The organism is Bacillus sp. TE9106W (genome assembly GCF_054062215.1).
In genome coordinates, this window is sequence record NZ_JBSSFA010000006.1 from 89,895 (window position 1) to 105,786 (window position 15,892).

At 35.3% G+C, this 15,892-nt stretch carries 18 protein-coding genes, 1 other RNA gene and 1 riboswitch; of the genes, 15 read left to right on the forward strand and 4 right to left on the reverse strand.

What is annotated here, in order from left to right; genetic code table 11:
- Positions 1-108: 108 nt before the first annotated feature.
- Complete coding sequence (locus ACVWY7_RS13460; RefSeq protein ID WP_001982922.1) at positions 109-285, reverse strand: hypothetical protein; 177 nt, start codon at positions 283-285, stop codon at positions 109-111.
- An 85-nt stretch (positions 286-370) separates the two neighbouring features.
- On the opposite strand from ACVWY7_RS13460, the gene ACVWY7_RS13465 reads away from it, so the two are divergent.
- Together ACVWY7_RS13465 and ACVWY7_RS13470 are read left to right on the forward strand one after the other, a co-directional pair.
- Positions 371-613 carry a hypothetical protein gene (locus ACVWY7_RS13465; protein ID WP_001252043.1) on the forward strand — a complete coding sequence of 81 codons (243 nt, stop codon included), beginning with the start codon at positions 371-373 and terminating at the stop codon, positions 611-613.
- Positions 614-628: 15 nt separating this feature from the next.
- Positions 629-973 carry a YppE family protein gene (locus tag ACVWY7_RS13470; RefSeq protein ID WP_000872959.1) on the forward strand — a complete coding sequence of 115 codons (345 nt, stop codon included), beginning with the start codon at positions 629-631 and terminating at the stop codon, positions 971-973.
- Between the two features lie 25 nt (positions 974-998).
- Here the strand turns inward: ACVWY7_RS13470 and ACVWY7_RS13475 are convergent, their stop codons facing one another.
- Positions 999-1,190: a YppF family protein gene (locus tag ACVWY7_RS13475; protein WP_000242663.1), complete on the reverse strand. Its 192-nt coding sequence runs from the start codon at positions 1,188-1,190 to the stop codon at positions 999-1,001.
- Positions 1,191-1,367: 177 nt separating this feature from the next.
- Here ACVWY7_RS13475 and ACVWY7_RS13480 point away from each other — a divergent pair, with 177 nt between their 5' ends.
- The 10 genes from ACVWY7_RS13480 (at position 1,368) to ACVWY7_RS13525 (ending at position 9,730) form a co-directional block, all read left to right on the forward strand.
- The gene (locus ACVWY7_RS13480; RefSeq protein WP_000487704.1) at positions 1,368-1,847 is read left to right on the forward strand and encodes a YppG family protein; all 480 of its coding nucleotides are present in this window, start codon (positions 1,368-1,370) and stop codon (positions 1,845-1,847) included.
- Between the two features lie 155 nt (positions 1,848-2,002).
- Complete coding sequence (locus ACVWY7_RS13485) at positions 2,003-2,428, forward strand: CotD family spore coat protein (RefSeq protein ID WP_000546288.1); 426 nt, start codon at positions 2,003-2,005, stop codon at positions 2,426-2,428.
- Positions 2,429-2,484: 56 nt separating this feature from the next.
- Positions 2,485-3,039, forward strand: coding sequence for a DUF1273 domain-containing protein (locus tag ACVWY7_RS13490; RefSeq protein WP_000862921.1), 555 nt, complete (start codon positions 2,485-2,487; stop codon positions 3,037-3,039).
- Between the two features lie 97 nt (positions 3,040-3,136).
- Complete coding sequence (gpsB, locus tag ACVWY7_RS13495; RefSeq protein ID WP_000622433.1) at positions 3,137-3,475, forward strand: cell division regulator GpsB; 339 nt, start codon at positions 3,137-3,139, stop codon at positions 3,473-3,475.
- A gap of 87 nt (positions 3,476-3,562) precedes the next feature.
- An RNA gene (gene rnpB / locus ACVWY7_RS13500) (RNase P RNA component class B) lies at positions 3,563-3,953 on the forward strand.
- Between the two features lie 180 nt (positions 3,954-4,133).
- Positions 4,134-5,273: a THUMP domain-containing class I SAM-dependent RNA methyltransferase gene (locus ACVWY7_RS13505; RefSeq protein WP_000521234.1), complete on the forward strand. Its 1,140-nt coding sequence runs from the start codon at positions 4,134-4,136 to the stop codon at positions 5,271-5,273.
- A 61-nt stretch (positions 5,274-5,334) separates the two neighbouring features.
- Positions 5,335-5,517: a DUF3921 domain-containing protein gene (locus ACVWY7_RS13510; RefSeq protein WP_000376886.1), complete on the forward strand. Its 183-nt coding sequence runs from the start codon at positions 5,335-5,337 to the stop codon at positions 5,515-5,517.
- A gap of 137 nt (positions 5,518-5,654) precedes the next feature.
- On the forward strand, positions 5,655-7,592 hold the full coding sequence (locus ACVWY7_RS13515; protein WP_000493711.1) for an ATP-dependent DNA helicase: 1,938 nt from the start codon (positions 5,655-5,657) through the stop codon (positions 7,590-7,592).
- 101 nt (positions 7,593-7,693) lie between these two features.
- Entirely contained in the window at positions 7,694-9,211 is a 1,518-nt protein-coding gene (gene ypwA / locus ACVWY7_RS13520; RefSeq protein ID WP_326969213.1) for a carboxypeptidase, read from the forward strand.
- 45 nt (positions 9,212-9,256) lie between these two features.
- Positions 9,257-9,730, forward strand: a complete 474-nt coding sequence (locus tag ACVWY7_RS13525; RefSeq protein ID WP_000386781.1) for a GNAT family N-acetyltransferase — start codon at positions 9,257-9,259, stop codon at positions 9,728-9,730.
- Between the two features lie 54 nt (positions 9,731-9,784).
- Here the strand turns inward: ACVWY7_RS13525 and mphL are convergent, their stop codons facing one another.
- Entirely contained in the window at positions 9,785-10,681 is an 897-nt protein-coding gene (gene mphL, locus ACVWY7_RS13530) for a macrolide 2'-phosphotransferase MphL (protein WP_000209423.1), read from the reverse strand.
- A gap of 533 nt (positions 10,682-11,214) precedes the next feature.
- Here mphL and ACVWY7_RS13535 point away from each other — a divergent pair.
- The 3 genes from ACVWY7_RS13535 to pbuX all read left to right on the forward strand — a co-directional run bounded on the left by ACVWY7_RS13535 (position 11,215) and on the right by pbuX (position 14,206).
- The gene (locus tag ACVWY7_RS13535; protein ID WP_000628438.1) at positions 11,215-11,961 is read left to right on the forward strand and encodes a type I methionyl aminopeptidase; all 747 of its coding nucleotides are present in this window, start codon (positions 11,215-11,217) and stop codon (positions 11,959-11,961) included.
- A 116-nt stretch (positions 11,962-12,077) separates the two neighbouring features.
- Positions 12,078-12,179, forward strand: a riboswitch (purine riboswitch).
- 107 nt (positions 12,180-12,286) lie between these two features.
- Positions 12,287-12,880 carry a xanthine phosphoribosyltransferase gene (locus ACVWY7_RS13540; protein WP_000866485.1) on the forward strand — a complete coding sequence of 198 codons (594 nt, stop codon included), beginning with the start codon at positions 12,287-12,289 and terminating at the stop codon, positions 12,878-12,880.
- A gap of 3 nt (positions 12,881-12,883) precedes the next feature.
- Positions 12,884-14,206, forward strand: coding sequence for a xanthine permease PbuX (gene pbuX, locus ACVWY7_RS13545; protein ID WP_000809214.1), 1,323 nt, complete (start codon positions 12,884-12,886; stop codon positions 14,204-14,206).
- A 72-nt stretch (positions 14,207-14,278) separates the two neighbouring features.
- Here the strand turns inward: pbuX and ACVWY7_RS13550 are convergent, their stop codons facing one another.
- Positions 14,279-15,442: a DUF418 domain-containing protein gene (locus ACVWY7_RS13550; RefSeq protein ID WP_000193081.1), complete on the reverse strand. Its 1,164-nt coding sequence runs from the start codon at positions 15,440-15,442 to the stop codon at positions 14,279-14,281.
- Positions 15,443-15,892: the final 450 nt, after the last annotated feature.

A 15,892-nucleotide genomic window follows, 5' to 3' on the forward strand; every position in this document is an offset into this window, starting at 1 on the left:
ATTCAGCGAAATCCAAGAATTTAGGTGGGGGATCAACTGCCCGTAAATGCCCGATTGGTTCAACTAATAATCATCGGGGGGGTCACCCCCAATGATTAAAGTTTCACTTTATGTAGCAGGGAAGTTTGGACCATCTAATTTTGGATTTCCAGTTTCGGGTTTATTTTGTTTGTTTTGTTTTTTCTTTTTTTCGTTTTTGTTCTTTGCCATTTTCATGCACCTCCTTTTTGTATTGTTACCATTTCTATAAATGACATACAAAATGATTTCTTTGACGAATAACAACTAGTTTTGTCATGTGGGCAGGAGTGAAGAATCATTCGGCGAAATTACATGACAAAGGAAAAGCAAAGAAGGAGGCGTTTTGTATATGGCGATGGTTCAGAAGGAAGATGTAATGAAAACAATGGATCAAATGTTAAGTTCTCTCGATTTGCTGGAAATGAATATAGGGATTAGAACGAATCATGCATTAAAGGATAAGAGTGAAAAAATATGCAACAAGATAGAAATAACAGAAATGCACATTGAGCATATGGAAAATAAATTAGTGCATCACGAAGAAAAAGGGAATTGGGTGAAGGCATTTCAAAACGTCGTAGTGAGTGCATAATAAGGTGGGAATAAAATGAAGTATGAAGCATTAATACAGTCTTCGGAAAAACTTATGCAACATAATAATGAAGCAAATGTGAAAAAAAGAGAAATGATTGAATACGATTTTTATAAGGATATGAAACCGTTTGTAGATATGGTAGATGAGGAATTAAAAGTGTGGAAAGAATTGGCTTATGAATGGATTAAGGAAGAAAAACCGAAGTATATACATGTACAGCAAATTGATCAAGTGTATGATAATTTACAAACAAATGTGCTGCAATGTTTTGTAAATAAAGGTAAAGGTAAGCGATTCTTTGAAACGCATCAAGCCATTTCGTATACTTTGCAAAATATAATTGAGCAATGTAAGTAACAAGAGGGGAAACCCTCTTGTTTTTTTATGCTTCTGTCATTGTTGTAGGTTTTGTTGCACCGTTTATTTCTAATTCTTTTATTACTGTTCGGTAATCTGAAATGCATATTTTTCCTTCGAGATACCAATGTCTCGCAAAGTCCAATAATTCATTTACATTTTCTGTGTAATACCCCTTTTTTTGAGAAAACGCTTGTTTTAAATCCCCTAATACCATGTTGATTCCTCCCCCATGAGAATCTTCTTCTTTATTATCATAGCATGGAAGGGTTTTCTTTTTTAATTTTTTAAAAATTTAAACTTCCGACAAAAATAGACACATACTCCGTCACACAAATTATTTTATAAGTACATATTATATATGTAGAAACTTATGTGAAGGAGGAGAGAATGCATGTTTCAACAATCTAACGTATATCAGCAATCTAATCCATATGCACAGCAAAATATGTACCAATATAATACGGATACATATTTACGTTATAATATGTATCCTTTCGAACCTCATTATGGAAATCAAAATTATTACCAGCCATTTGAAGTGTCGTTTATGAATCAACCGCAACAACCACAGCAACCGTATATGAATCAACAACCGCAACCTTATATGAATTCACAATACTATATGCCACCACCATCTCCCTATGGCAATCAACAAGCGATGTTTTATCCACCAAAACAACCGTACCCGACACAAAATAAACAAAAGCAACAGCAGCAACCAAGTCAATTTTCTAGTTTTGTTTCCCAATTTAAAAATTCAGATGGTAACTATGATGTAAATAAAATGATGAATACAGCTGGACAAATGATGAATGCGATGAATCAAGTGACAGGTATTGTAAAGCAAGTGGGAGGATTTTTTGGTAAGTAATGTCGAAGGTTTGTCTATAAAAAGCATTGGATAGAAAATCAAGGACTAGACAAATTTCCTTAGAATAAATGGGTATATATAACAAGCGGCTTACCCTCTTTTCTCATACTGTAAAGTGTAATCAGATTTTTTTTATGAGAGAGGAGAGAAAAACTATGCATCATTGTCATCCTTGTTTTGGAGGGCATAAGCCTGTAGGACCTATTTGTACAACTGCTCCTGTCGTTCATCCGACAAAACAATGCGTAACACACTCTTTTTCAACAACGGTGGTGCCACACATTTTCCCGACACATACAACACATGTACATCATCAACAAATTAAAAACCAAAACTTCTTCCCGCAAACAAATTCAAATGTAAATGTTGTGGACCCAATCGACCCAGGATTCGGCGGATGTGGACCATGTGGCCATGGTCATCATCATCACCACCACGGTCATCAAATATCTCCATTCGGACCAGGACCGAATGTATCACCGTTTGGACCAGGACCAAATGTATCACCGTTTTTACCAAATAATGTATCACCAGTAGGTCCGAATATTGGACCAAACGTTGGTGGAATATTTAAAAAGTAAATGATATGTTAGAACTAGCGAAATGCTAGTTCTTTTTTTGTAATTGGAGTGTTGATATGAAAGTTATTGCAGTAACAGGCTATAAGCCATTTGAACTTGGAATATTTAAAAATGATCATCCAGGAGTAGAATGTATAAAAAAGGCGCTGCGTCGTAAATTAACTGCTTTTGTAGAAGATGGTTTAGAGTGGGTTATAATAAGTGGCCAGTTAGGTGTAGAATTATGGGCTGCTGAAGTTGTTTTTGAAATACAAGTAGAATATCCAGATTTAAAATTAGCGGTATTTACTCCATTTTTAGAACAAGAAGAAGGTTGGAAGGAAGATAACCGTGAATATTACGAATTTATTCTCTCTCAAGCAGACCATGTTGATAGTATCACGAAACGTAAGTACGAAAGCCCAGAGCAATTTAAATTAAAAAATCAATTTTTTATTGAAAAAAGTGATGCACTTTTAGCTGTATATGATGAAGAAAAACCAGGGAGTCCTAAATATATTGTAGAAGCGGCAAAGAAAAAAGGAGAAATAGAAAATTATCACAGTTATTTCATTCTTTTTTCCGATTTACAAGATATAATAGAAGAGGAACAGTGGAATAATGCTGAGTAATATGTAATATAGTACTCGTATATATGATTGACAAAAAGCATTGTTTCTGAAAAAATTTAGTTAATGAAAGTTTTGGCAAAAATTTGAGGTGAAGAAAATGATTTCGGATAAAATTAAATTAACGGCGAAAGATATTTTAGAAAAAGAATTTAAAACAGGTATGAGAGGTTATCAACAAGAAGAAGTAGACAAGTTTCTTGATATGATCATTAAAGATTACGAAGCTTTTCACAAGGAATTTGAGCAATTAAAGCAACAAAATGCTCGTTTAAAGCGTGAACTAGAAGAGCAAAAGCTAGTAGCAACGCAAGTTCCACAACAACCAGTTGTACAAACACCAGTTGCACAACCAGTATATAACAACACGAATACGGACATTTTAAAACGTTTATCGAATTTAGAAAAAGCTGTATTTGGAAGTAAGTTATACGAATAATTTCTGGTGATAAAAAGGTTAAAGCATTTTACATAGAAAAAAACATTGCAAAATCTTTTTGTTTCCACTATACTAATGGATGTCATAACGTTTGGGTAATCGCTGCAACGCCAACGTTGTAGAGGAAAGTCCATGCTCGCACGGCCTGAGATGGCTGTAGTGTTCGTGCCTAGCCAATTCATAAGCTAGGGTATTCTGGCTGTAAGGCTGGTTTAACGGCAGGGAAAAAACCTAAGTCCTTTCGGATATGGTTTGACTACCTTTAAAGTGCCACAGTGACGAAGTCCTTGAAGAAATGATAGGAGTGGAACGAGGTAAACCCCACGAGCGAGAAACCCAAATAATGGTAGGGGAATCTTTTCCAAGGAAATGAACGATGGGAAAGGACAGGTTGTATAACCTGTAGATAGATGATTGCCACCGGAGTACGAGGCGTGGGCCGTTTGCAGTACAAAGGAACAGAACATGGCTTACAGAACGTTATGAACCAACTATGAAATAACTCAGCTCTCCTTTGTTAGAGGAGGGCTTTTTATTTGTATGAAGTTATAAATTATGAGTTAAAATGGTTAATGAGAAAATTCTTCGTAAAATGTAATGATTAATAGGATAAATGGCTATTAATTATTGTTTGAATATACATAAGAGGTGAATGCAAATGGGAAAAGTTACTTTAATCGCAACAGCGGCAATGGGTATTGAAGCTTTAGTTGCCCGAGAAGTTCGTGACCTTGGTTATGAATGCCAAGTAGAAAACAGCAAAGTAACATTTGAAGCAGATGAAAAGGCGATTTGTCGCACGAATTTATGGTTACGTACTGCGGACCGTGTGAAAATTAAAGTTGGCGAATTTAAAGCGACAACATTTGATGAGCTGTTTGAGAAAACGAAAGCATTAAACTGGGGAGATTATATTCCAGAGAACGGTGAGTTCCCTGTTATTGGTAAATCTTTAAAATCTGAGTTATTCAGTGTTTCGGATTGCCAACGTATCGTTAAGAAGGCTGTTGTTGAAAAATTAAAAACAACATATAAACGTACAACTTGGTTTGAAGAAGATGGCCCGTTATTCCGTATTGAGATTGCAATGCTCAAGGATATTGCAACATTAACAATTGATGCGAGCGGTGTTGGACTTCATAAACGTGGATACCGCGTGGATCAAGGAGAAGCTCCTTTAAAAGAAACATTAGCTGCGTCTTTAATTAAATTAACAAACTGGAAGCCAGATCGTCCTTTCGTGGATCCTTTCTGCGGATCAGGTACAATTCCGATTGAAGCAGCATTAATTGGACAAAATATTGCACCAGGATTTAACCGTGGCTTTGCATCGGATGAATGGGGCTGGGTTGGTAAACAAAACTGGCGTGAAGCTCGTCAAGAAGCTGAAGATTTAGCGAACTATGATCAACCATTGCAAATCATTGGATCAGATATTGATCATCGTATGATTCGAGTTGCTCAAGATAACGCAGAAGAAGTTGGTTTAGGTGATTTAATTACATTTAAACAAATGCAAGTAAAAGATTTCACAACAAAAGAGGATTATGGCTATGTTGTAACGAATCCTCCATACGGAGAACGTTTAAGTGAAAAAGCACTTGTTGAACAATTGTATAAAGAAATGGGACAAGTATTCCGTCCATTAGATACATGGTCGGCGTATGTATTAACAAGTTACGAAGCATTTGAGAAGTGCTACGGAAAAGATGCATCGAAGAAACGTAAACTGTTTAATGGATTTATTCGTACAGATTACTACCAATACTTCGGAAAACGTCCACCTCGTAATTCATAGTATAAAACTACTCCAGCGCGCATATACTGGCTATTATGTAATGCGTAAAGGAGGAACTAATATGGATAGTTTCCAATTATCAATGATTCAAAAGGCTATTCACCGTACGTATGATGAGATCGGAAAAGAATTGGATAGCCAAGGTGCGATTGTAGATGAAATACAAAAAGCGCAAGAAGAATATTTGTCAGCTCTTTCACATGAAACGGCGATTGATAAACGTTATTTAAAGTCATTAATATAGAAGAAAATTTTCCTTTTTCGAAAGGAAAATTTTTTTTCGTGTATTTCTATGTATTGCAACAGGGGAAAGTGGCTGCACCTATATGAGTAGCAGTTGCTATATCTTTTATAGAAAAACTTTTTGGTTGGAGGCTAAGGATGTTTACTGAGAAGAGATTACCATTTGAAGTAGGAAAACAAGATAATTTTTATGATAAGTTGAATGAGTGGATTGGAGATGTGTTTTACGACATCCTTCCGGAAAAAGGCTTTGAAGAGCGTGATGAACAAATTTTTATGGCGTTTCAATTAGAACGTGCTTTCCAAGAAAAGAAAGTTATGTTCGCAGAAGCGGGTGTAGGAACCGGGAAAACAATTGTATATCTTCTATATGCAATTTGCTATGCGCGTTATACTGGGAAACCAGCGATTATCGCTTGTGCAGATGAAACGTTAATTGAGCAGCTTGTAAAAGAAGAAGGGGACATTGCTAAATTATCTGAGGCATTAGGCTTATCGGTAGATGTAAGACTTGCGAAATCAATGGATAATTATTTATGCTTACGTAAACTTGAAGATGTTATGAGTGGACGAGCTCCAGAAGTAATTGAAGATGTATACTACGAATTACCACAGTTTGTATTTGACCACGGTACGATGCAAAACTTTACTCACTATGGTGACCGAAAAGAATTTCCACTTTTAAATGACGAAGAATGGTCAAAAGTAAATTGGGATTACTTCCAAGATTGCTTTACTTGTGATTCTCGTCATCGTTGTGGGCAAACTCTATCACGTGAACATTATCGTAAAGCGGCAGATTTAATTATTTGTTCTCAAGATTTCTATATGGATCATATTTGGACGTACGATGCTCGTAAGCGTGAAGGGCAAATTCCGTTATTACCAGAAAGCAGTTGTGTTGTATTCGATGAAGGACATCTTGTAGAATATGCAGCTCAAAAAGCTTTAACATATCGTTTAAAGCAAACGATGATGGAGCAACTGTTAACGAGATTATTACAAAATGATATTCGCGAGGAGTTTGCGCATTTAGTAGAAGAAACAATTTGGCAAACAGAGCGATTCTTTGATGTGTTACAAGAGAATAAAAAAGAAATTGCTGGTTCTGATCGTTTAGAAATTACTGTGACAGAAAAAGTAACGGCTGAAGCGAAGCGACTTTATGCGAAAATTGGTGAAGTCGGTGATGCATTAGTATTTGAAAGTGAAATGCATACAGTAAACACGTATGATTTAAATATCGTTGATGAACATTTAGATGTATTAGAGCATTCACTTCGTCTGTTTATGCACGAGAAAAATGTAATTACATGGGGTGAAGAAGGTGATGGAGCCTTCACGTTAGTAATTATGCCGCGTGCAGTTGAAGAAGTATTACAAGAGAAAGTATTCTCGAAGAAAATCCCGTATATTTTCTCTTCTGCTACATTATCTAACAACGATTCATTCTCATTTACAGCAAATAGCCTAGGGGTAAAAGATTACTTGTCATTCTCAGTTGCCTCACCGTTTGATTATGAGGAGCAAATGGCAGTAAACTTACTATCTCATACGAAAGAAAACGAATGGGAAAGAAAGTGTCAATATACACTTGAAAATATACAAAAAACAAATGGACGTACACTTGTATTATTCCGTACAACGCAAGAACTTGCAGCGTTTAAAGAGTATGTAAGTAAAGAACAAATGTCAGTTCCATTCCTATATGAAGGGGACCAAGAAATTAGTCAGCTTGTTTCTCGTTTCCAAAATGAAGAAGAAACTGTACTTTGTGCTGTTCATTTATGGGAAGGTTTAGATATTCCTGGTTCATCATTATCACATGTTATTATTTGGTCATTACCATTCCCTCCAAACGATCCTGTGTTTGAAGCGAAGCGTAAACATGTGAATGATCCATTCTGGGATGTAGATGTACCGTATATGATTTTACGTCTTCGTCAAGGAATTGGACGTTTAATTCGTACGAGCGACGATAAAGGGGCTATATCAATCTTCTTATCTGATACTGAAGATGAGAAAGTGATTGAAGCGGTGAAAAACGTACTACCAGTAGAAGGTAAAGAATTATAAGGAGAAAGCTTGGCGCTTGCCAAGCTTTTTTTCTATTATAAAAGGAATTTAGATTTTCATGTCGAATTAAGTTTGAGGTAGAAAAAGGAGGTTTTTATACGATGACAGTAGCTACATATGAAGTAGAAAAGCAATTTTTAACATATGTAAAGAAGATACAAAATTACGGAGAAGCGTTAAGCTTAATGTTTTGGGACTTAAGAACAGGTGCGCCTAAAAAAGGTGTAGACCAGCGTTCAGAAGTAATTGGCATGCTTTCATCAGAAGTGTTTGCTATGTCGACTTCAGATGAAATGGGAAACTATTTAACAGAGCTTGAATCTTTAATAAGTGAAGATAAACTTTCTGAAACGACGAAGAAAATGGTGGAAGAGTGCCGTAAAGAATATGATAGAAATAAGAAAATTCCACAAGCGGAATATGAAGCATATGTGAAATTAGAAGCGAAAGCGGAAAGTGTGTGGGAAGAAGCTCGCGAAAAATCTGATTTCGAAATGTTCCGTCCGTATTTAGAACAAATAGTTGAATTTAAAAAGAAATTCATTACATATTGGGGTTATGAAACATATAAATATAATACATTATTAGATATGTATGAGCCGGGCATTACAGTAGAGGTGTTAGACCACGTATTTGGTCAACTTCGTGAGCGTATCGTACCGCTCGTAAAAGAAATATCGGATTCGCAAAAGAGATTAAAGACAAGTGCTTTATCAGAACATTTTTCAAAAGAAAAACAAAAAAACTTTACATTAGAGTTATTAAAGCAATTAAATTATGACTTTGAAGCAGGTCGTCTTGATGAAACCGTACATCCTTTCGAGATCACATTAAATAGAGGAGATGTTCGTATTACAACGCGCTATGACGAAAAAGATTTCCGTATGGCTGTGTTTGGAACAATTCATGAATGTGGTCATGCTGTATATGAACAAAATATTGCAGAGAAATTTGAAGGTACACCGCTATGTAGTGGAACATCTATGGGTATTCATGAGTCACAATCATTATTCTTTGAGAACTTTATCGGTCGTAATAAATCATTCTGGAAGAAAAATTATGATTTATTAAAAGAGTATAGCAATGGTCAATTCAATGATATATCAGTAGATGAGTTTTATGATGCAATAAATGAATCGAAGCCTTCATTTATTCGCATAGAAGCAGATGAGCTTACATATCCGCTTCACGTTATGGTTCGTTATGAACTTGAGAAAGAGTTATTTGATGGCACATTACAAGTGAAGGATTTACCAGCGGCTTGGAACGATAAGATGGAAGCATATTTAGGAATTCGTCCGGCTAACGATGCACAAGGCGTATTACAAGATGTTCACTGGGCTGGTGGTTCATTTGGATACTTCCCATCTTATGCGCTTGGTTATATGTATGCAGCGCAATTTAAGCAAAGAATGGTAAAAGATATTCCGAACTTTGATGCATTATTAGAAGAAGGAAACGTAACGCCAATTCGTGAATGGTTAACAGAAAACATTCACCAATACGGTAAAACGAAAAAGCCACTTGAAATTTTAGAAGATGTAACAGGTGAAGGATTGAATGCAAATTACTTAGCAGATTATTTAGAAGCGAAGTATAGAGAGATTTACGAGTTATAAAAAAGGGCTGCTTAATTGCAGCTCTTTTTTTAAGGGGGTGGGAGAATGGACTATACATATACAGTAATGACGCAAGAAGAAGCAGAAGAAATTGCATACAACTGGCATTATGAAGGGAAATATTCTTTTTACGATATAGAGGCAGATGAAGAAGATTTAGCCGAATTTTTACATGATGAGAGTAGAGGGAATCATACATTTTCTGTGAAGGAAAATGGCACTCTCATTGGTTATTTTACTGTTTGTAAAATAACTGGTGGAACGGTTGATATAGGTCTTGGAATGAGACCTAATATAACTGGGAATGGATTTGGTTTACAGTTCATAAATGCTATACTAGCTTTTAGTGAAGAAAAATATGGATGTAATTATATAACACTATCAGTAGCTACATTTAATAAAAGAGCAATTAAAGTGTATAAAAGGGCAGGGTTTGAAGCAGTTGGAACGTTTATACAGAAAACAAATGGTAGTTGTTTTGAATTTTTGAAAATGAATTATATATGTAAAAATAACTAAAAAACAGAAGAGAGTTCTTCTGTTTTTTAGTTTAATGTTTTTTTAGCAACTGTATTAACCTTCAGTTGCTAGCATGTGTATAGCTGCTTCATGCATGTCTTTCAAACCTGATACTTGAGCGTATTCAGCAACAGTGATGCTACTTGTTGTTAGAAGTTCGATAATATGTTCGTCCATTCTTGACCAAGTTTTACCGCCAGCGTTGTCATAAGAGTGAATTAACTTTGTTAATCCATCTTTCCCAAAGAGTAGATAATGCGATGTGAAATCTATAGATACATCACCTATCCCTACTTCTGTCCAATCAATTAAACCAGTTACATTATTTTTCTTATCAATCAGAATATGACCTGGATGTATATCCCCATGCTTTACTCCCACGTGAGATGGCCAAAAAGAATCTTCAGCTAGCCATGCTTGCCAACGATCCCATAAGTTTTGATTAATATGGTATTGTTCCTTCACTCGATTCATCCTTTGTTTCATAGAAGTTCTTAATTCATTAGCAGTAAGAATTTCAACACCTATATTATTAAATTTTTGCTGAGGTAATGAATGTACATTCGCTAGAACTTTTCCTAATGAAATATAGTATTCGATTGGTACATTCTTTTCATTAAAGTTCCATACATATCTTTGTTGTTCTATATCGATAGTAGCAGCAGGAAAGCCACTTAGTTGTTTATAAGCAATTAGTTCTTCAGAAAATATAGACCAATTAGGAACTTGGAATGCTGCATGTTTTTTCATAATTTCTAACGCTTCTTTTTCTTGTAGAGCATGTCTCATGGATTCTGGTCTACGAGGAATTCTTAGTATCCATTTATCTCCGTTTTGTTCTGTAACGTGCGCTACTTGAAAGTCAACGCCAGATTCATTGATTTCTATTGAATCTTCTAAAATATTTAGTCCTTTTTTATTTGCTAATTGTTTCACTTTAAGTGTAGTCATTTTTATTTCCTCCAATTGTTTATTCTGATTTTAATGCTGTTATACGTTTTCTGTTACTAATCATCCTAAATACATCAATATGATTAAAGAAATGTAATCATAAAAAAACCACAGACGGGCTTCTGTCTGTGGTTAAGAGTAAACGAGGATATAAGGAATAAACGTCTCTCTTTGTATGAAAAATATACGAAAAAAAGACAGATGTATATCTGCCTTTCTCCATGTGGAAAGTGTACTCTTCCGTTGAAGATTATTAAAAATGTGCAGACTAATCCCGTTTACTCTGCTTTATGAAAACAGAGCCTTTGAACATATTAAGTTACTTATTGTTCAAAGTTTGCTGACGTAGTCTTCCTGCGTGCATCATCTTTAACAATCCTCCTTTTAATAGTATAGTAACAATATACTTTGTTTATAAGTAAACATCAACTAAAAATACTAGATGTAATATTAATTGAAAGTGTTGGAAGAGTATGTGTATCATTGAAATTTAGTAGCAAATAGTAGGTCTAGCAAGGAAGGTAGAGATAAGCATGATTACAATTAAAACGAAAAATGAAATAGATTTAATGCATGAATCTGGAAAATTACTTGCTTCATGTCATAGAGAAATTGCGAAAATGATGAAACCAGGTATTACAACAAAAGAAATTGATACGTTTGTGGAAGCATATTTAGAACAGCATGGTGCAACGTCTGAGCAGAAAGGGTACAACGGATATCCATATGCGATATGTGCATCTGTAAACGATGAAATGTGTCATGCATTTCCGACCGATAGTCCTTTAACTGAGGGTGATATTGTAACAATTGATATGGTAGTAAACTTAAATGGTGGTCTTTCAGATTCTGCTTGGACGTATAGAATTGGAAAAGTTTCTGATGAAGCAGAAAAGTTATTGTTAGTAGCTGAGAATGCTTTGTATAAAGGAATTGATCAGGCGATAATCGGTAATCATGTAGGAGATATTGGCTACGAAATTGAAAGCTATGTAGCAAATGAAGGTTTTTCTGTCGCGAGAGACTTCACTGGACATGGGATTGGTAAAGAGATTCATGAAGAACCAGCAATTTTTCATTTTGGTAAACAAGGACAAGGTCCTGAGCTACAAGAAGGAATGGTAATTACGATTGAGCCGATTGTCAATGTAGGTATGCGATATTGTAAAGTAGATTTAAATGGATGGACTGCAAGAACGATGGACGGGAAATTATCAGCTCAATATGAGCATACAATTGTGATTACAAAAGATGGACCAATCATTTTAACGAAATTGTAATTTGGAATGAAAGAGTTTACAAAACTCGAACGAAAATGGTAGTTTTTAAAAATTTGTACGTGTTTTTTTGATAAATACTTTTCAAAGTATAAAAAGTGCGTTATAATCCTTCTATAAAATAAATAGTTAGCAACACTCATATAATCGCGGGGATATGGCCTGCAAGTTTCTACCGAAGTACCGTAAATACTTTGACTATGAGTGAGGACGAATATACTTGCTTGTTTAGCATTCTTTTTTGCGAAACTCCAAAAGCGCGTCTCTCACTTGTAACGAGTGGTGGCGGCTTTTGGAGTTTTTTTATTGCATAAGAGGGGGAACAAACATGAAAGTATTACAAGAAAAGATTTTGAACGAAGGAAAGGTTTTATCTGGTGATGTATTAAAGGTAGATGCATTTTTAAATCACCAAATTGATCCAGTACTTATGCAAGAAATCGGAAAAGAATTTGCTAAACGTTTTAAAGAAGAGAACATTACAAAAATCGTGACGATTGAATCTTCAGGTATTGCACCAGCAGTTATGGCTGCATTAGAGCTTGGTGTAAAAGTAATCTTTGCTAGAAAGCGTAAATCGTTAACGTTACAAGATAATATGTATGTTGCAAACGTATATTCATTTACAAAACAAGAAACGAATGAAATTTCATTATCTCGAAATCATATTGATGAAAGTGATCGCGTTTTAATTATTGATGACTTTTTAGCAAACGGTCAGGCTGCTTTAGGTTTAATGAGCCTAGTAGAGCAAGCTGGAGCAAGTATTGCAGGAATTGGTATTGTTATTGAAAAAGCATTTCAAGATGGAGGAAAGAAGCTTCGTGAACAAGGAATTCGTGTTGAGTCACTAGCAGAAATTGCATCACTTGATAATAACGCAGTTACATTTGTACAGCAAGAAACTGCGGAGGTGAAATAAACGATGAAGCAACATCCATTTAAAATCGCATCGCTTGGTATGCAGCATATGCTTGCTATGTATGCTGGCGCAATTATCGTTCCGCTTATTGTGGGCGGCGGACTTGGTTTAAATCAAAAAGAGTTAACATATTTAGTCTCAATTGATTTATTAATGTGCGGCGTTGCGACAATTTTACAAGCATTATCAAATCGCTTTTTCGGTATTGGACTCCCAGTTGTACTAGGTTGTACATTTACAGCCGTTGGGCCGATGATTGCAATCGGAAAACAATACGGCGTGTCTTCTATTTATGGAGCAATTATTGCTGCGGGGTTATTCGTTGTTATTTTTGCGAAATTATTTGGAAAGCTTGTAAAACTGTTTCCTCCTGTTGTAACAGGATCTGTCGTTACCGTAATTGGAGTTACACTTGTTCCAGCAGCAATTAATGATATGGCTGGAGGAGTAGGAAGTAAGGATTTCGGTAGTCTTGAAAACTTAGCATTAGCATTTGGTGTGTTACTATTTATCATCATTATGTATCGTTTCTTCGACGGGTTTATTCGTTCAATCTCTATTTTACTAGGTCTTTTATTCGGTACAATTGTTGCAGCATTTATGGGGAAAGTAAGCTTGCAAGCGGTTGGAGAAGCAGATTGGTTCCATGGTATTCAGCCATTTTACTTCGGTACACCAACGTTTGAATTAACGCCAATTATTACGATGATTCTAGTTGCTTGCGTAGGGATTGTAGAAGCAACAGGTGTATACTTTGCATTATCTGATATTTGCAATAAAAAGATTGGTGAAAAAGAATTAACAAAAGGTTATCGTGCAGAAGGATTAGCAATGGTGTTAGGTGGTATTTTCAACGCCTTCCCATATACAACATACTCTCAAAACGTAGGGCTTGTTCAATTAACTGGAGTAAGAAATCGCGTGATTATTTACACTTGTGGTGGTATGTTAATCGCTCTTGGATTCATTCCAAAAATCGCAGCTATTACAACAATCATTCCGAAATCAGTACTTGGCGGTGCGATGTTAGCAATGTTCGGTATGGTAATGGCATATGGTATTAAAATGTTAAGTAGCGTTGATTTTGGAAGACAAGAAAACTTATTAATCGTTGCATGTTCTGTTGGAATCGGGCTAGGAGTTACTGTCGTTCCTACATTATTCTCACAACTTCCAGAAAGCATTCGTATTTTAACAGATAACGGAATCGTACTTGGAAGTGCGTCAGCAGTACTTTTAAATATCGTATTTAATATGGTGCCGCAGCGTAAAGTGAAAGTAAAGGATGAACCAGTTCCGATGCAAAGTGCGGTAAGAGAAGCGTAAAATTGATAAAAGGTTCAAATCGTATGCGATTTGAACCTTTTATTTTTGTATTTCAAAACCGATTCGTTACTGTTATGAGACCTTGCTTTTCTTTTTAAGTGGCATCATTTTCCCGTACGTACCAAGACGCCAAATGTACTCAAGTGGCCCGTATTGATAACGTGATAGCCACCAGCGGCTAATAAAGATTTGTAATGTGTAGAAACCGACGCAAAATAGTGGTCCTACCCATAATGGAGCAAGGTAACCATTTTTGAACAGTAGTCCGAATACAAGTAATGTAACAATTGTATGCGAGATGTAATTTGTTAATGCCATTCGACCAACGTACTGGAATGGACGTAATAATGTTTGCCATTTTTCTTTTTGTAATAAACGCATAAGAGTGAAAATGTAGAAGATGAATAATGTTTTTCCGCTAAACATTGCAAGCCCTTGCATATAAAGTGGTTCATATGACGATGTTGATAAGAAATAACGAACCATAAAGAACCAAAACGGTAATGTTAAAACAAACATAATGATTTGCCATTTTTTTAGCTTTGGATCTAACTCTTTCGTGCGGCGGAAAATGTCTTTTTTACCGGCATATAAACCGAGTAAAAATAGCCCAACTGTTTCTGGGAGCATTGATACATTTAGTCCAATTCCATTAGCATAAAAAGCATGGAAACGATTTTGTATTTGTGACACCCAGTCTTCAAGTGGCATGATTGGTAAGGATAACCCAAGTTCCTCCTTTGGCATGAAGGCAATACCAATAGTAGCGATTAGCATAAGAAATTGAAAAATACTTAATAAAACGATTGCCCATATTAAAATAGTACGAGGTTTTCTCTTATAAAATAAAAATAAGAAAAATCCAGCGATTGCATAACTATGTAAAATGTCTCCGTCCCATAAAAGAACGTAATGTAAGAAACCGAATAATAATAAAATAAGTAAACGACGAACAAATAAAGTTTTTGGTCGATCTGTTTTTGCTTCAGCACGAGTCATAAAAATGTAAAAGCCTAGGCCGAATAAAAATGAAAAGATAGTATAAAACTTTGTTTGAATGAACATATCGTAAAATAGACGGATATAGCTATCTAGCCCCTCGTAAACTCCTGAAAGATCACGTGAGTCAATCCCAGCGATAATGGGCCAGTTAACAAGAAAAATACCTAGTACAGCTATTCCTCTAATAATATCGATGGAGTGTATCCTCTCGCCTTGTGAAATATTTTGTGTCATTATTTTCCTCCTTGTTAAGTAATTCCCTTTTATTATACAAAATGTAAGATGGAGGGTATAGGGTAGATTTCCATTTTTTTTAACTATTAAGTTATGTAAGATGAGATATAATAAGAGTGCACAACAAGTTTTAACCTTTTTCAAAACAGGCAGTGAAGCTCCTTCTTATAAGGAGCTTTCTTTATGAAAAGTGTTGATAATGATTCTCTTTAATGATAAAATGTATTCAAAAGTGATAATCATTATCAAAAAGGTTGGTGCATGAGTATGGTATATGCATTAGTAGCAGGTACAGTCGCTGTATATGCAGTTATTGCAAAGTATGTTTTAAATGGAGTAGGAACAGCAAAATGAGTGATATTACATAAAATCCCTTTCATTTGTAAAAAGAATGAAAGGGATTTTTTATTTTTAATGAGAATATGCTGAAAATTTAGTATGATAGTAAAG

What these genes read in the sequence shown, in the direction of transcription:
- ACVWY7_RS13465 (WP_001252043.1), top strand. Translation starts at nt 371, where the DNA reads ATGGCGATGGTTCAGAAGGAAGATGTAATGAAAACAATGGATCAAATG.
- ACVWY7_RS13470 (WP_000872959.1), top strand. Translation starts at nt 629, where the DNA reads ATGAAGTATGAAGCATTAATACAGTCTTCGGAAAAACTTATGCAACAT.
- ACVWY7_RS13475 (WP_000242663.1), bottom strand. Translation starts at nt 1,190, where the DNA reads ATGGTATTAGGGGATTTAAAACAAGCGTTTTCTCAAAAAAAGGGGTAT.
- ACVWY7_RS13480 (WP_000487704.1), top strand. Translation starts at nt 1,368, where the DNA reads ATGTTTCAACAATCTAACGTATATCAGCAATCTAATCCATATGCACAG.
- ACVWY7_RS13485 (WP_000546288.1), top strand. Translation starts at nt 2,003, where the DNA reads ATGCATCATTGTCATCCTTGTTTTGGAGGGCATAAGCCTGTAGGACCT.
- ACVWY7_RS13490 (WP_000862921.1), top strand. Translation starts at nt 2,485, where the DNA reads ATGAAAGTTATTGCAGTAACAGGCTATAAGCCATTTGAACTTGGAATA.
- gpsB (WP_000622433.1), top strand. Translation starts at nt 3,137, where the DNA reads ATGATTTCGGATAAAATTAAATTAACGGCGAAAGATATTTTAGAAAAA.
- ACVWY7_RS13505 (WP_000521234.1), top strand. Translation starts at nt 4,134, where the DNA reads ATGGGAAAAGTTACTTTAATCGCAACAGCGGCAATGGGTATTGAAGCT.
- ACVWY7_RS13510 (WP_000376886.1), top strand. Translation starts at nt 5,335, where the DNA reads ATGGATAGTTTCCAATTATCAATGATTCAAAAGGCTATTCACCGTACG.
- ACVWY7_RS13515 (WP_000493711.1), top strand. Translation starts at nt 5,655, where the DNA reads ATGTTTACTGAGAAGAGATTACCATTTGAAGTAGGAAAACAAGATAAT.
- ypwA (WP_326969213.1), top strand. Translation starts at nt 7,694, where the DNA reads ATGACAGTAGCTACATATGAAGTAGAAAAGCAATTTTTAACATATGTA.
- ACVWY7_RS13525 (WP_000386781.1), top strand. Translation starts at nt 9,257, where the DNA reads ATGGACTATACATATACAGTAATGACGCAAGAAGAAGCAGAAGAAATT.
- mphL (WP_000209423.1), bottom strand. Translation starts at nt 10,681, where the DNA reads ATGACTACACTTAAAGTGAAACAATTAGCAAATAAAAAAGGACTAAAT.
- ACVWY7_RS13535 (WP_000628438.1), top strand. Translation starts at nt 11,215, where the DNA reads ATGATTACAATTAAAACGAAAAATGAAATAGATTTAATGCATGAATCT.
- ACVWY7_RS13540 (WP_000866485.1), top strand. Translation starts at nt 12,287, where the DNA reads ATGAAAGTATTACAAGAAAAGATTTTGAACGAAGGAAAGGTTTTATCT.
- pbuX (WP_000809214.1), top strand. Translation starts at nt 12,884, where the DNA reads ATGAAGCAACATCCATTTAAAATCGCATCGCTTGGTATGCAGCATATG.
- ACVWY7_RS13550 (WP_000193081.1), bottom strand. Translation starts at nt 15,442, where the DNA reads ATGACACAAAATATTTCACAAGGCGAGAGGATACACTCCATCGATATT.